Genomic DNA, 14267 nt, shown 5'->3' with positions numbered 1-14267 from the left:
ATTGTTACGGATTTTTGGGCTGAAACACTGGCATAAATGCGGCATCGGCGGTTCGCTGGGCACCATGCGGCGTGACCTACGCCACAAAGTGCTGCAACGAGGAGGAGTCGATGAAGATTCGAAGCCGGCGGCGTGGGGTCGCTGCAGTGGCAGGGATGGCCGCGATGGGACTCATGCTCGGTGCCTGCGGTGGCGCCGACGACCTCGGCGGAGGTGGCGGCGGCGGTGGTGGCGATACCGATGACGAGACCACCACGAGCGCCGACTGCGCCGACTTCGAGGAGTACGGCACCTTCGACGGCGAGACCGTCACGCTCTTCAGCTCGATCCGGGAGGTCGAGGCGGACCAGCTGCAGGACACCTTCGACACGTTCACCGAGTGCACCGGCATCACCGTCGAGCACAACGGTTCCGGCGAGTTCGAGCAGCAGGTCGTCGTGCAGGCCGAAGGTGGCCAGGCGCCGGACCTCGCGGTCTTCCCGCAGCCCGGCCTGCTCGCCCGGATGGTCGGCGACGGGCACGTGGTGCCGGCGTCCGACGCCGTCGAGGCGAAGGTCGACGAAGGGTGGACCGAGGACTGGAAGAACTACGGCACCGTCGACGGCGAGTTCTACGCCGCGCCCCTGATGGCCAGCGTGAAGTCCTTCGTCTGGTACTCACCGACCGCGTTCGAGGAGAACGGCTACGAGGTGCCGACCACCTGGGACGACATGATGACGCTCACCCAGCAGATCGCCGACGACCACGGCTCGGACTCCGTCAAGCCGTGGTGCGCCGGGATCGAGTCCGGTGGCGCGACCGGCTGGCCTGCCACCGACTGGATCGAGGACGTCGTCCTGCGGTCGGCCGGCGCGGACGCCTACGATCAGTGGGTGAGCAACGAGCTGGCCTTCAACTCCCCGGAGATCGTCGACGCCGTGGACATGGCCGGCGCCATCCTCAAGAACGACGACTTCGTCAACGGCGGCATCGGCGACTCCCGCTCGATCGCCACCACCTCGTTCAACGACGGCGGGCTGCCGATCCTCGAGGGCAACTGCTTCCTGCACCGACAGGCCTCCTTCTACGAGGCGCAGTGGCCCGAGGGCACCGACGTCAGCCCCGAGGGCGACGTGTTCGCCTTCTACCTGCCCGGCATGACCGCCGAGGAGAGCCCGCTGCTCGTCGCCGGTGAGTTCGTCGGCGCGTTCAACGACGAGGAGGCCACCCAGGCCGTCCAGGCCTACATGGCCTCGGGCGAGTGGGCCAACACCCGCGTCGAGATCGGCGGCGTGACCTCGGCGAACAACGCCGTCGACCCGTCGCTGGCCTCCTCCGACGTGCTGCGGCTGGCCATCGAGCTGCTGCAGGACGAGAACGCCGTCGCCCGGTTCGACGGCTCGGACCTCATGCCGTCCGAGGTCGGCGCCGGTTCCTTCTGGACCGCGATGGTCGACTGGATCAACGGATCCGAGACGCAGGCGGTGCTCGACCAGGTCGAGTCCTCCTGGCCGTGAGCCGGACCCGCTAGAGCGGACGAGGGCACGGCGTGAGGCCGTGCCCCCGGTCCGTGGTCGCCCCGTCACGACGAAGGAGCCGTGAGTGGATTTCTTCTTGTACTCCAAGATCGGCCAGATGCTGCTGGCCATCATCGCGCTGCTCGCCGTGGTCGCCGTGCTCATGGGCGGTGCCCGGCTGGCGGACCGGTTCGCCGGCCGGTCGCGCACCTTCTGGGTGGTCCTCGCCTTCGGCGGCCCGGCGTTCCTGCTGCTCGGCGTCGGGCTGATCTACCCGGCGATCCGCACGATCATCATGTCCTTCATGGACCGCCGCTCCGACACCTGGGTGGGCCTGGAGAACTACCAGTGGGTGTTCACCAACCCGGACTCGCTGCAGGGGTTCATCAACACCTTCTGGTGGGTGGTGCTCGTCCCGCTGGTGTCGACCGTCGTCGGGCTCGTCTACGCGATCCTCGTCGACAACTCCCGCTTCGAGAAGCTGGCGAAGTCGCTGCTGTTCATGCCGATGGCGATCTCGTTCGTCGGCGCCGGCATCATCTGGAAGTTCGTCTACGAGTACCGCGGCGCCGCGCAGGAGCAGATCGGCCTGCTCAACGCGATCATCACCGGGCTGGGCTTCGAGCCGGTGCGGTTCCTGCAAGACTCACCGCTGAACACCTTCTTCCTCATCGTCGTGATGATCTGGATCCAGGCCGGTTTCGCGATGGTGCTGCTCTCGGCCGCGATCAAGGGCATCCCGAGCGACATCGTCGAGGCCGCGCGCCTCGACGGCGTGAGCGCGTGGCAGATGTTCCGCAGCATCACGGTGCCCAGCGTGCGGCCGACGCTCGTCGTCGTCCTCACCACGATCATCATCGCGACGCTGAAGATCTTCGACATCCCCCGGACGATGACCGGCGCCCGGTTCGACACCCAGGTGCTGGCCAACCTCATGTACGACCAGTCCTTCACCTTCGGCAACAACGGCATCGGATCGGCGCTGGCCGTGATGATCTTCGTCCTCGTCATCCCGGTGGTCGTCTTCAACGTCCGGCAGATGATGCGTAACCGAGAGGTGCGTGGCACATGAGTGTGGCTCCTGCCAACCCGGCGATCACCGAGGACGGCGCGTCCCGGTCGCTGCCCGACCCGATGCGCGGCGCCCGGACGACCAGTGCCGGCCGCGCACGGTCGATGCTCACCTCCCGGGTGGGCTCCGCCGTCGCCATCGTCATCGCGATCCTGTGGACGGTGCCGACCATCGGCTTGTTCATCAGCTCGATCCGGCCGGAGGGGTCGATCCGCAGCTCGGGCTGGTGGACGTTCTTCACCAACCCGGAGTTCACCCTGGAGAACTATCAGGAGGTGCTGTTCGGCCGGGCATCCTCCGGTGCGCTGTCGAACTTCTTCCTCAACTCGGTGGTCATCACCGTGCCCGGCACGCTCATCCCGCTCGTGGGGGCGACGCTGGCCGCGTACGCCTTCTCGGTGCTGGCGTGGCGGGGCCGGGACACGGTGTTCGTCATCGTGTTCGCGCTGCAGATCGTGCCGCTGCAGATGGCCCTCATCCCGCTGCTGCGGATCTTCTCCGGGTCGGCCGCCGCCGAGGCGTTCCCGTACCTGGCGGTGTGGATCGCCCACGCGGCGTTCGCGATGCCGTTGGCGACCTTCCTGCTCCACAACTTCATGGCGGAGATCCCGCGCGAGCTCATCGAGGCCGCGCGGGTGGACGGCGCCGGCCACGTGACGGTGTTCTTCAAGGTCATGCTGCCGCTGCTGGTGCCGGCGATCGCGGCGTTCGCGATCTTCCAGTTCCTGTGGGTGTGGAACGACCTGCTGGTCGGGCTGACCTTCACCGGGGGCAACAACGCGGTGCAACCGTTGACCGCCCGGCTGGCCGAGATGGCCGGCTCCCGGGGCCAGGACTGGCACCTGCTCACCTCCGGCGCGTTCGTGTCGATCATCCTCCCCCTCGTGGTGTTCCTCCTCCTGCAGCGCTACTTCGTCCGCGGCCTGCTCGCAGGTTCCGTCAAGGGCTAACCACCCTTGCCGCCGAGATACCCGAGCTCGGCGAGAAGGGGCGCCCAAACCTTCGGTCTGGGTATCGGACGTACGGTGTCGGTGGGGACGGCGACGACGTGGAGGAGGACCAGATGGGATGGCTCGGCGCACCTGCGCACGCGCGGTGGCTCGCCGCGGAGGCCGACGCGCTGCTCGCCTTCGCGAGGGCGGCATCGGTGCCGGAGGGCTTCGGCTACCTCGATGCCAAGGGGGTGGTCGACCCGGAGCAGCCGGTCGAGCTGTGGCTCACCTGCCGGATGACGCACTCCTTCGCGCTCGGCACCCTGCTCGGCGTGCCGGGGTACGGCGCGTTGACCGACCACGGCGTCACCGCGCTCGCGACCCACTTCCGCGACGGCGAGCACGGCGGCTGGTTCTCCGCCGTCGGCGCGGGCGGGCCACGTAACGACGCCAAGGAGGCCTACGCGCACGCGTTCGTCATCCTCGCCGGCGCCTCGGCCGCCGCCGCCGGGCGCCCAGGCGGCCGCGAGCTGCTCGACGAGTCGCTGCGGGTCAGCGAGGCGCACTTCTGGCGGGAGGACGAGGGCGCGGTGCTCGAGTCCTGGGACCGGGCCTTCACCACCGCGGAGCCCTACCGGGGCGTCAACGCGAACATGCACACCGTCGAGGCCTACCTCGCTGCCGCCGACGTCACCGGCGAGGACGTCTGGCTGGAGCGCGCGGTGCGGATCACCCGCCGGGTGCTCGACGGGTACGCCCGGGAGAACCGCTGGCGGATCCCGGAGCACTTCGACGAGTCGTGGCAGCCGCTGCTGGACTACAACTCCGCCGACCGTGCCCATCAGTTCCGGCCCTTCGGCGCCACGGTGGGGCACTGGCTCGAGTGGGCGCGGCTCGCGCTGCACGCCCGCGCCGCCCTCGTCGCACGGGGCATGGCGCCCGAGGAGTGGATGCTGGAGTCGGCCCGTGCGCTGTTCGACCGCTCGGTGAGCGAGGGCTGGCAGGTCGACGGCGCACCGGGCTTCGTCTACACCGTCGACTTCGATGGCCGGCCAGTGGTCCGCGAGCGCATGCACTGGGTGGTGTGCGAGGCGATCGGCGCGGCCGCGGCGCTCGAGCTGGTCACCGGGGAGGCCCAGTACGAGCAGTGGTACCAGCGCACCTGGGAGTACGCCGCCGAGCACCTCATCGAACGCCCGGGCGCGTGGCGCCACGAGCTCAGCCCGCAGAACGGCCCGAGCGCCACCACCTGGTCGGGCAAACCCGACATCTATCACGCGCTCCAGACCGCCCTCATCGCGCGCCTGCCCCTCTCCCCGGCCCTTGCGCCCGCGCTGGCGCTGGGCCTGCTGGACAACCGGCACCCGATGCCCTGAGCGCGAGGCGGCGGCGCCCGGCTCGGCCGGAACCACAGCCCTGCGCCACCGCAGAGGTGGCGCAGGGCCGGGGCCCGCTCAGCCGGCCTGGGCCTGCCGGTCGGCGTTCGCGTGGATCGCGTCCCGGACGTACTGGGCCAGACCAGGCCGGATGTCCTCGTACGTCTTGGTGAAGCGCGGGTCGGCGACGTACATGTCACCGAGGTTGCGGTGGAACTCGGCGTCGATGTCGTAGAAGCGGTCGTTGATCTGGGCGCGGGCCCGCTCTGCCGCGTCCATCGCCTCGGGGCTCGAGGCCGGCAGCCCCGCCGTCATCGCGGCGACGAAGGCCGCGTTGATGGCCTCGCTCTCGGCGCTGACCTGCTCCCAGTCGGCCTTCGTGTACGCCGAGGTCCGTGCCTGCGACTGCCGCCACGCCTCGGTGTCGCCCCAGCGCTCCTGCGCCTCGGCTGCGTACTCGTCGCTGAACCCGTCACCGAACAGCTCGCGCTGCTCGTCGGGGGTGAGGTTGACTCCGTTCATCTCCTGCTCCAATGCTCGGTCGATGGCCGTGACGAGGTCCTTCATCTCGTCCAGCCGGGACATGACCGCTGCCTTCTGACGCCGAAGATGCTCGACGACGGCGCGCTGGTCGGCGCCGTCGTCCAGCAGCTCGGCGATCGCCTCGAGCGGGAAGCCGAGGCGCCGGTAGACGACGATGTGCTGCAGCCGCGTGAGATCCTCCTGCGTGTACTGCCGGTAGCCGGCGTGGCTGCGGACGCTGGGCGTGAGCAGCCCGACGTCGTCGTAGTGGTGCAGCGTGCGCACCGTGACGCCGTAGCTCGCGGCTACCTGGCCCACCGTCAGCACCGTTGTCTCCTCGTCTGTCGCGGTCATGGCTCAACCGTCCTGCCTCACGTCGCGTGAGGGTCAAGCACCCCCGTACCGGGCGGCGTTCAGGGCAGGAGCAGCAGCTTGCCGAACACCTCGCCGCTGTCCATCAGCTCGTGCGCCCGCCCCGCCTGCGCGAGCGGGAGCCGGTCGTGGACGACGACGGCGAGCCGGCCGTCGTCGAGCATCGGCCACACCCGGGCGCGGACCTCGGCGACGATGGCGGCCTTCTCGGCGACCGGCCGGCCGCGCAGCGTGGTGCCGTGGATGCTCGCCCGCTTGGCCATCAGTCGCAGGAGGTCGACCTCGCCGCGGGCGCCGCGCTGGGTGCCGATGACCACGAGGCGGCCGCCGGTGGCGAGCATCGCGAGGTTGTCGGCCAGGCCGCCGGCACCGAGGACGTCGAGGATGACGTCCGCGCCGCGGCCGTCGGTAGCAGCGGCGACGGCGTGGGGCACGTCGCCGCGGTAGTCGATGCCGACGTCGGCGCCGAGCTGCTCGCACCTGTCGGCACGCTCCGGGCTGCCGGCCGTCGCCAGCACCCGGGCACCGACCGCGCGAGCGAGCTGGACCGCCACCGAGCCGACGCCGCCAGAGCCGCCGTGGACAAGCACGGTGTCGCCGGCGGTGAGACCGGCAGTGAGGACGAGGTTGGACCACGCGGTGCAGACCGCTTCGGGCAGTGCGGCGGCGTCGACCAGGTCGAGCGCGGCGGGTACCGGGAGGACCTGCGACGCCGGGACGACGACCTGCTCGGCGTAGCCGCCGCCGGCGAGGAGCGCGCAGACCCGGTCGCCGACCTCCCACGTAGTGACGCCCGGGCCGAGCGCCGCCACCGTGCCGGAGACCTCCAGCCCGATGGTCTCGCTGGCACCGGGCGGCGGCGGGTAGTGGCCGGCGCGCTGCAGCAGGTCGGCGCGGTTGACCCCGGCGGCGGCGACGGTGACGAGCACCTCGCCTGGACCCGGAACCGGGTCGGGAGCGTCGGCGAGCGCGAGCTCGCCCTCGGCGGTGACGGTGATGGCTCGCATGGTCCCATCATCGTCGCTCGTGGTCGGTGCGCGCCTGCTGGTTGACGCCCGGCGGGCCGGGCCGGTTGCCGGCGGGCTGCCGGCTGACGAGGCCGGCCGCCACGGCTGGCTAGACTGGGCCGCGCTGTGTGGGCGGCCTCGTGCCCCGTACGCGGCAGGGAGGGCTGACAGAGCGGCCGAATGTGACGGTCTTGAAAACCGTTGTGGGGCAACCCACCAAGGGTTCGAATCCCTTGCCCTCCGCCACCGGCCGGCGGGCTCGTGCCCGAGGCCGAGGCCGATCAGCGTGCTTCGCGGCGTCCGGCCCTGTCGGCGAACCGGTCGATCGCCGCCAGCACCTCGTCGCTCCGCCAGAACGGATCCAGCCGGTGCTCGGCCTTCGAGCTCGCGATGCCGGCCTCCACGAGTGCCCGCAGGGGTGGGTAGGCGTTCGGCTGCTTGACGCCCAGCTCACGCGCGGCGGTGGCGGAGTCGAGGACGGGTCGATGTGCGAGCACGTCGAGCAGCTTCCACGCGTTGCTGTCCCGGCGCACGTCGAGTCGCGCCCCCCAATCGGTCCTGATGGTGTCGATCTCGGTGATGAGTTGCCGCGAGTTCCCAACTGCCCGCAACGATGCGTCCGCGAACGCCTGCACGATCGGACCGGCGTCACCCTCCCGGTATGCCGTCAACGCTCGGTGGTAGCCGTCGACGTCCGCGAGCAGGCCGGCGGATACGGGAACGACGACGTTCCGCGTGACACCGCGGTACCGGAGGAGCGCCTGCGCTAGTGCCCGGCCGGTGCGGCCGTTGCCGTCGGTGAACGGGTGGATGGTCTCGAACTGGGCATGGGCGAGGGCGACGGACACCAGCGGCTGGACGTCCGTTCGTCCCGCAAAGGCGACCAGATCGTCGATCAGGTCTGCCACGCGAGAGTGGTGGGGAGCGACGAATGACGCGCCGACAGGGCTGTCCGACCGGGCGCCGATCCACACCGCCTCCTCGCGCCAGTGCCCTGGTCGGTGCCGCGGCTCATCGGCCATCAGCACCGCATGCATCTGCGTGATGGCCTCGGAGGTGATGTGTCGCGAGAGCTCGATGGCGGAGCGTAGCGCTCGGGTGTTCGCCGCGATGAGCTGCGCGTTGCGGCCGGTGCGTGCTCCCAGCTCTGCGCTGAACACGGCACGTGCCGAGGCCGTGAGGTTCTCGATCTGGGAGGAGGAGGCGCCTTCGGAGCGAAGAAGGACGGGGGCGACGGAGGCGACGCGTGAGCCGAGCTCGGCGTCGAATCGCGTGAGCTCCTGGGTCGCTTCCTCGGCAGCCGCTGTCACGTGCCGATCGGTTCTTGGCGTCAGTGTGCTGATGGCCGGTGGCACGGCCGACGTGTACGGCGCACCGAAGGCGACCTTGTCAGCGCGCGTGCCCAACGACGAGCTCGGGGTCCACGTCTGGGCCTCCCACGCCACAGCCGGCCACGGCCCGCTCGGCAACCCCGGCGTGCTCGAGTGCTCCACCGCACCTCCTGCGAACTTATGGGCTACAAGATTATCTCATAAGATCGCCGCATCGGGTTATGAGGTCGCGGAACTCATCGAGCGCCGCCGGCTGGCCGGGTGGCCACGAGGTCAGCGGCCCTGCCGGTCGCTGCGGAGGAGCCCGCGCAGCACGGCGTAGACGATCGCGGCGACGACGAGGACGACGACGATCCGCACGAGCAGCCAGACGGCGCTGAACAGGAAGCCCACCAGCCACCAGGCGAGCATGATGGCGACGACGACGAGCACGATGGTGAGCAGCTTCTGCATGTCCGGCAGTCTCGCACGGCCACCCGGCGCTGTGCCGGGCCACTGCCCGGGTCAGCGGCGGGCGGCCCTCAGGTCGACGGTCCATGCCGCGATGGCGGCCAGCCCGAGCGCGGCGGCGACGACGCAGACGCCGTGCCAGCCCCACGTGGTCCAGGCCCACACCCCGACGGCGGAGCCGCCGGCCCCGCCGATGAAGTAGCTGGTCATGTAGGCGGAGTTGATGCGGGCCCGCTTCTCGGGCGACAGCGCGTAGACGATCGACTGGCTGCTGAGGTGGACCGCCTGCAGTGCGGCGTCGATGAGCACGAAGCCGACGACCATGGCGACGAGCCAGCGCGACGCCGGGACGAGGATCGCCCAGGACACCAGCAGCAGCGCGAGGGCCGCACCGGTGGTGCGCTGGGCCCAGCCGCGGTCGGCGAGGCTGCCGGCCACCGTGGCGGCCTGCGCCCCGATGACGCCGGCGAGCGTGACGAGCCCGATCTGGGTGGGGCTCAGGTGGTGAGGCTCGCCGGCGAGCATGAAGGTCATCGTCGCGTAGAGCGCGGAGACCGACGCGAAGGTGAGCGCGCTGGTGAGCCCGCGCAGCCGCAGCCGGGGCTGGTCGCGCAGCAGGCGCACCACCGAGGCGAGGATCCGCAGGTACGACAGCCGCATCGTCGAGGGCACCTGGGGGACCCGCCACCAGATGAGGACGGCGATGAGGAGCAGCGCGACGCAGAACACCCGGTAGGGGGTGTGCCAGTCGCCGAGGTCGGCAAGGATGCCGGACACCGCCCGCGCGACGAGCGTGCCGGTGACCAGCCCGGACATCACCAGGCCGACGTTGCGGTTGCTACGCCCCGGCGGCGAGAGCGCGGCCGCGATCGGGACGAGCACCTGGGCCGCGGCCGACGCCGTCGCGGCCAGCGCGATGCCGACGACGAGGGAGCTGAAACCGGGAGCGAAGCCAGCCAGTGCGTGGCCCGCAGCGGTCAGCGTCACCAGCAGCACGGCGAGGTTGCGCTGCTCGAAGCGGTCACCGAGCGGCACGAGGAACGCCAGGCCCAGCGCGTACGCGGTCTGCGCGATCGTCACGGTGCGCCCGGCGGCGGCGTCGCTGACCTCGAGCGCGACCGCGATGTCGGCGAGCAGCGGCTGGTTGAGGTAGTTGCCGCCGGTGAGCATGCCGGTGGCGACAGCAAGGAGCAGCAGCGTGCCGCGGCTCAGCCCCGACGAGGAAGGTCGCCCCATGGTGGCCTGACCGTACCGCGGCCCGAAGCGGGCGGGTGACCACTGTCTCCGCCGCTGCGACTTTGAGGTCTCCGCCTCGGCCCGGTAGCCTGATCCAGACCATTGGAGACGTCGCATAGCCAGGTCGAGTGCGCGGCCCTGCTAAGGCCGTGACGGGGCAACCCGTCCGTGGGTTCAAATCCCACCGTCTCCGCTCGTGGATGAAGGCCCCGGAACCGTTGGAACGACAACGGCGCTGGGGCCTTCGTCGTCCGCCAGGTCCGTTCCGCTGCTGGCCCCCCGACGTTCATCGGCCCGTCGCTCGGCGCACCCGGGTCGTTCACCCGTTCCCGACAGGGTGGGCTCCGGCGGCCCTCTGCCGGGCTGCCCCGAGCCGTCGTCGTCGGCGGTTTGGTCATTCAGCGAAGGGACCAGCCTTGTTGTTCCGTGCCCTCAGACGTCCGCCCCAGCAATCCGGTGCGGGGTACCGGCGCCGTGGTCTCATCGCGGCGGCCGCTGCTGCGGCCGTGGCGCTCACCACGGTGATCCCGGCCGGCGCCGTCGGCCTCGTGCCCGTCGTGCCGATGCGCTACGACATCGAGCCCGGCTCGGACGTGCTTCTCAGCGAGGTCGCCAACGGGGGCAAGGGTGCCACGCTCCAGTCCGGCCGCTACTCACCGAAGAACTTCATCGAGATCACCAACTACGGTGACGCGCCGGTCGACATCTCCGGGTACCGGATCCACCGTTGCGGCGGCCCTGGCGGCGCATACGGCCCGCAGGCGGTCGTGGACGAGGGCACCGTGCTCCAGCCCGGTGACCAGTACACGACGGCGGGTCAGAGCTCGCCCTACGAGGTGGACTCCACCTACTCGACCAACCTCGCCGGGTACAACTACGGCGCCATCCTCGAGGACTCCACCGGTCAGCGCCTGGACACGATCGGCTCGTACCACGAGAGCGGCACCACCGACTGCAACGTCGATGGTGAGGCGCTGCAGGACGCTCTGCAGCACCGCTTGGACGAGTCCCACCAGCGCGTGTCCAACACCGGTGACATCGAGCAGGACTGGGTCATCGCCCCGCGCACGGTCGGCGAGCCGAACGTCACCGAGGAGGACGTGCCCCGCGTCGACAACGGGCTGCGTTTCTCCGAGTTCAACAACGGTGGCAGCACCTCCAACTGGGACGAGTACGTCGAGGTCACCAACTACGGTGACGAGACGGTCGACATGTCCGGCTACCAGCTGTTCCGCTGCGGCGAGAACGGCACTCTGTACCTCCAGATCGGCGCGCTGCCCGAGGGCACCTCGCTGGAGCCAGGCAGCAGCTATGTCGCCGCGCGGGCCAACGGCGCCCACGCCGAGGACGCCGACATCACCTACGGCACCGCCATGCACTGGCGGGACTCCGGCGCCGTGCTCTACACGGCGGAGGACGAGATCGTCGACCGGGTGGGCGTCTTCAACAAGTGGAACAGCTCCTGCAGCGACGGTCGGCCGATCGAGGAGAAGCTCAACGCCTTCGACAACACCACGCACCAGCGCGTCTCGGACACGGGCGACAACCGCACCGACTTCATCCAGACCGCGACCCGTACCCCGGGCTCCAACGACCCCACGATGGACTTCGAGCCCGCACCCGAGTGGGGCGGCTTCCGGGACGTGCAGATCAGCGAGATCGCGCCCAATGGCCCTGCTGGCGGCAGCGACGAGTTCTTCGAGCTCGGGAACTACGGTGACGAGCCCATCGACATGTCGGGGTGGAGCGCTTACCGCTGCTTCGGCACCGGCCAGCCCGGCGTGGGTGACTCCGTGCAGATCGCCGACCTCGACGCCACGATCGAGCCCGGTGAGACCTACCTCGGGGTAGCCGAGGGTGCTCCGGCCGCGCTGGTGGACATCGCCGACGGCACCTACGCCACCGGCCTCAACCACACCGACGGCTACGGTCTCTACGTCACCGACGCCGACAACCGGCTGGTCGACGCCTTCGCCGCCTACGACGTCATCCTCGACCAGTACACCCCCTGCCGCATCGGCGAGGAGGCCCGCAACTGGACCAAGGGCGACCAGGGCGAGAGCTACACCCGTGCCCAGAGCACCGGGGACAACGAGCGAGACTTCGCGGTCACCGCCGAGCGCACCCCCGGTGAGCTCGTCGACGCCGAGATCATCGACCCCACGGAGCCGCTGCCTGGCGAGCTCGACCCGGTCGAGGTCGAGACCAGCCATGTGCCCGGCACCCCGGTCGTCACTGGGGGCGAGGACGAGACGGTGACGGTCACGACGACGGACGAGGGCGGGACGAGTCTCGAGCTCAGCGCCCACGTGGCCGAGCTGCGCGAGTCCGGCGACGTCGTCGTGCGGGCGGGCGTGAGCACCGAGCCGGTGCCCGCCACCCTGGAGATCGAGGGCGAGGAGATCGTCGACGCCTCCGACGAGGTCCCCGCGGCCGACGGTGGCTACCCTTTCCAGCGCTTCGAGGTGCCCACCGACGAGCCGGTCGAGCTCGTGTGGACGGGTACCGCGAACCCGCGCAACGAGCTGCAGATGCTGCTGTGGGTCGCGGGAGCCTGGCGCCCGGTCGACGCGGCCGTGCCCTCCGCGGACGGTGACGTCACCCTGGTCGGTGCCGCCCCGGCGTCGGCCGACGGCGTGGCCCACGTCCTGGTCATCGACGGCCCCCGCACCAGCGGCGGGCTCATCGACGAGATCGGGGTGCACGACAACGCCTTCGCGAACCCGGGCAGCTACGACGTGGCGATCAACCACATGTCCGACACCCAGTTCGTCGCCGAGGGCTTCCACGACGTCTTCCGGCAGATGGTGACCTGGGTGATCGCGAACGCTGATGGCCGCAACATCGGCTACAGCACCCTCACCGGTGACATCATCGAGAACTGGATGAACGCCAACCACCCGCACGAGCGTGCGAACCGGGAGTTCGAGGCCGCCAAGGACATCATGGCTCTCCTCAACGAGGCCGACGTGCCCAACGGCGTCCTGCCCGGCAACCACGACAACCTCTGGGGTCGGGACAACACCAAGTACAACGAGTACTTCGGCCCGAGCATGTACGAGGACAAGCCCTGGTACGGAGAGGCATGGGCAGAGGGGGACAACTCCGCGCACACCGACTACTTCTCCGAGGGTGGCGTGGACTTCCTCGTCATCTCCCTGCCGTACCGGCCCAGCTACGAGCAGATGGACTGGGCGGCCGAGCAGGCGCAGGCCCACCCGGACCACAGCGTCGTCCTCGCGGCGCACTCCTACCTGCACACCACTGGAGAGCGCGACCACCTCGGGTTCCGTCACTCGGCCACGGGCGAGGACGTGTGGGAGCGGGTCGTCGCCCCGAGCGAGAACATCTTCCTCGTCCTCGGCGGTCACTACCACGGTGTCTCCACCCAGTACGGCGACCCCGTGACCGGTGAGCAGTCCGACGCCACCCAGGTGGGTCCGGACGCCGTTGCCGTCGAGAACGTCGGCGCGTCCGGCCGGATGGTCGTCGAGATGCTCGCCGACTACCAGGGCTACCGCTCCACCCTCGAGGAGGACCCGACCGTCGTCCGCGAGGACCTGCTCGACCGGGACACCGGCTTCCAGCGGCTGCTGCAGCTGGACTTCGACGCCGGGCTCATGGCCGTCAACGCCTACTCCCCGACTCTCGACACCTTCGAGGCGTGGCGCTACGACGAGCCGGCCTTCCGTGGCGACAACGCACGTTACGACGCGAGCGACGAGGAGTTCGTCGTCGCGGTCGACCTGGTCCGGTCCACCACCCTGAGCCCGGAGTCGTGGGCGCTCACCGGCCCCTCGGCCGAGGTTGCGGCCGCGTCCGCAGCACCGGGTGAGGCGGTCGAGCTGGCGCGCGAGGCCGGCGAGGTCGACCAGCTCTGGTACGTCCGCGTGGCCGACGACGACGGCAACGCCGTCACCTCGCTGCCCGCCGCGCTGCCGGCGCAGGGGGAGGAGCCCACGGAGGAGCCGACCGACCCGGAGGAGCCCACGGAGGAGCCGACCGACCCCGAGCCGACCGAGCCCGGTGACGATGACACGCCTGGTGACGACGAGACGCCCGGTGACGACGAGACGCCCGGTGACGATGACCAGGTGCCCAGCGGCGACGACCAGGCTCCCGGTGATGACGACCAGGTGCCCGGCGACGACAACCAGGGGCCCGGCGGCGACCAGGCACCTGGCGACGGCGGCCAGCCCGGGTCGGACGTCGATGGCAGCGACGGCGGTGGCTCGCTGCCGGCGACCGGTGTCACGGTGACGGCTGCGGTCCTCGCCATGCTGCTGCTCCTCGCGGCCGGCGCGGTCCTGCTGCGGCGGCGGACCATCGCCACCCGCTAGGTGTTGAAGACCCCCGAGTGTCTGGGGTGTGGTTCCTCGCTAGTTCCACACCCCACTCGGGGGTCTTCCCCCATCTCACGTCGACACCCCGGTACCCAGCCTCGGCCAGGTGCGGAGCCGTTCCGCTGAGTTC

General features: G+C 70.4%; 10 protein-coding genes and 2 tRNA genes. 7 read left to right on the top strand and 5 right to left on the bottom strand.

The features are described 5' to 3' along the window. Window positions 1-110 precede the first annotated feature (110 nt). The 4 genes from V2J52_RS04645 to V2J52_RS04630 all read left to right on the top strand — a co-directional run bounded on the left by V2J52_RS04645 (window position 111) and on the right by V2J52_RS04630 (window position 4876). Window positions 111-1496 carry an ABC transporter substrate-binding protein gene (locus tag V2J52_RS04645; RefSeq protein ID WP_331226516.1) on the top strand — a complete coding sequence of 462 codons (1386 nt, stop codon included), beginning with the start codon at window positions 111-113 and terminating at the stop codon, window positions 1494-1496. 85 nt (window positions 1497-1581) lie between these two features. Continuing rightward, window positions 1582-2568 (top strand): carbohydrate ABC transporter permease, encoded by a 987-nt coding sequence (locus V2J52_RS04640; protein WP_434056372.1) that lies wholly within the window; start codon window positions 1582-1584, stop codon window positions 2566-2568. Window positions 2569-2630: 62 nt separating this feature from the next. Next, entirely contained in the window at window positions 2631-3518 is an 888-nt protein-coding gene (locus V2J52_RS04635; protein ID WP_331227105.1) for a carbohydrate ABC transporter permease, read from the top strand. Window positions 3519-3631: 113 nt separating this feature from the next. After that, window positions 3632-4876 (top strand): AGE family epimerase/isomerase, encoded by a 1245-nt coding sequence (locus V2J52_RS04630; RefSeq protein ID WP_331226515.1) that lies wholly within the window; start codon window positions 3632-3634, stop codon window positions 4874-4876. Window positions 4877-4954: 78 nt separating this feature from the next. Here the strand turns inward: V2J52_RS04630 and V2J52_RS04625 are convergent, their stop codons facing one another. Both V2J52_RS04625 and V2J52_RS04620 read right to left on the bottom strand, forming a co-directional pair. Continuing rightward, complete coding sequence (locus V2J52_RS04625; RefSeq protein WP_331226514.1) at window positions 4955-5752, bottom strand: MerR family transcriptional regulator; 798 nt, start codon at window positions 5750-5752, stop codon at window positions 4955-4957. A 59-nt stretch (window positions 5753-5811) separates the two neighbouring features. Further along, window positions 5812-6777 (bottom strand): NAD(P)H-quinone oxidoreductase, encoded by a 966-nt coding sequence (locus tag V2J52_RS04620; protein WP_331226513.1) that lies wholly within the window; start codon window positions 6775-6777, stop codon window positions 5812-5814. A 158-nt stretch (window positions 6778-6935) separates the two neighbouring features. Here V2J52_RS04620 and V2J52_RS04615 point away from each other — a divergent pair. Next, window positions 6936-7023, top strand: a tRNA-Ser gene (locus V2J52_RS04615). Between the two features lie 35 nt (window positions 7024-7058). Here V2J52_RS04615 and V2J52_RS04610 read toward each other — a convergent pair. From V2J52_RS04610 to V2J52_RS04600, 3 genes are all read right to left on the bottom strand, one after another. Next, window positions 7059-8087 carry a Fic family protein gene (locus V2J52_RS04610; protein WP_331226512.1) on the bottom strand — a complete coding sequence of 343 codons (1029 nt, stop codon included), beginning with the start codon at window positions 8085-8087 and terminating at the stop codon, window positions 7059-7061. 294 nt (window positions 8088-8381) lie between these two features. Further along, window positions 8382-8561, bottom strand: coding sequence for a hypothetical protein (locus V2J52_RS04605; RefSeq protein ID WP_331226511.1), 180 nt, complete (start codon window positions 8559-8561; stop codon window positions 8382-8384). Between the two features lie 51 nt (window positions 8562-8612). After that, on the bottom strand, window positions 8613-9794 hold the full coding sequence (locus V2J52_RS04600; RefSeq protein ID WP_331226510.1) for an MFS transporter: 1182 nt from the start codon (window positions 9792-9794) through the stop codon (window positions 8613-8615). Window positions 9795-9898: 104 nt separating this feature from the next. Here V2J52_RS04600 and V2J52_RS04595 point away from each other — a divergent pair. Together V2J52_RS04595 and V2J52_RS04590 are read left to right on the top strand one after the other, a co-directional pair. After that, window positions 9899-9987: transfer RNA gene (locus V2J52_RS04595), tRNA-Ser, on the top strand. Window positions 9988-10300: 313 nt separating this feature from the next. Then, the gene (locus tag V2J52_RS04590; RefSeq protein ID WP_331226509.1) at window positions 10301-14134 is read left to right on the top strand and encodes a lamin tail domain-containing protein; all 3834 of its coding nucleotides are present in this window, start codon (window positions 10301-10303) and stop codon (window positions 14132-14134) included. Window positions 14135-14267: the final 133 nt, after the last annotated feature.

This window comes from Georgenia sunbinii (assembly GCF_036421875.1).
GTDB lineage: Bacteria > Actinomycetota > Actinomycetes > Actinomycetales > Actinomycetaceae > Georgenia_B > Georgenia_B sunbinii.
This window is presented reverse-complemented; position numbering and strand designations above follow the sequence as displayed.

Coding starts and splice junctions, on each gene's coding strand:
- V2J52_RS04645 (WP_331226516.1), top strand. CDS start 111: ATGAAGATTCGAAGCCGGCGGCGTGGGGTCGCTGCAGTGGCAGGGATG.
- V2J52_RS04635 (WP_331227105.1), top strand. CDS start 2,631: ATGCGCGGCGCCCGGACGACCAGTGCCGGCCGCGCACGGTCGATGCTC.
- V2J52_RS04630 (WP_331226515.1), top strand. CDS start 3,632: ATGGGATGGCTCGGCGCACCTGCGCACGCGCGGTGGCTCGCCGCGGAG.
- V2J52_RS04625 (WP_331226514.1), bottom strand. CDS start 5,752: ATGACCGCGACAGACGAGGAGACAACGGTGCTGACGGTGGGCCAGGTA.
- V2J52_RS04620 (WP_331226513.1), bottom strand. CDS start 6,777: ATGCGAGCCATCACCGTCACCGCCGAGGGCGAGCTCGCGCTCGCCGAC.
- V2J52_RS04605 (WP_331226511.1), bottom strand. CDS start 8,561: ATGCAGAAGCTGCTCACCATCGTGCTCGTCGTCGTCGCCATCATGCTC.
- V2J52_RS04600 (WP_331226510.1), bottom strand. CDS start 9,794: ATGGGGCGACCTTCCTCGTCGGGGCTGAGCCGCGGCACGCTGCTGCTC.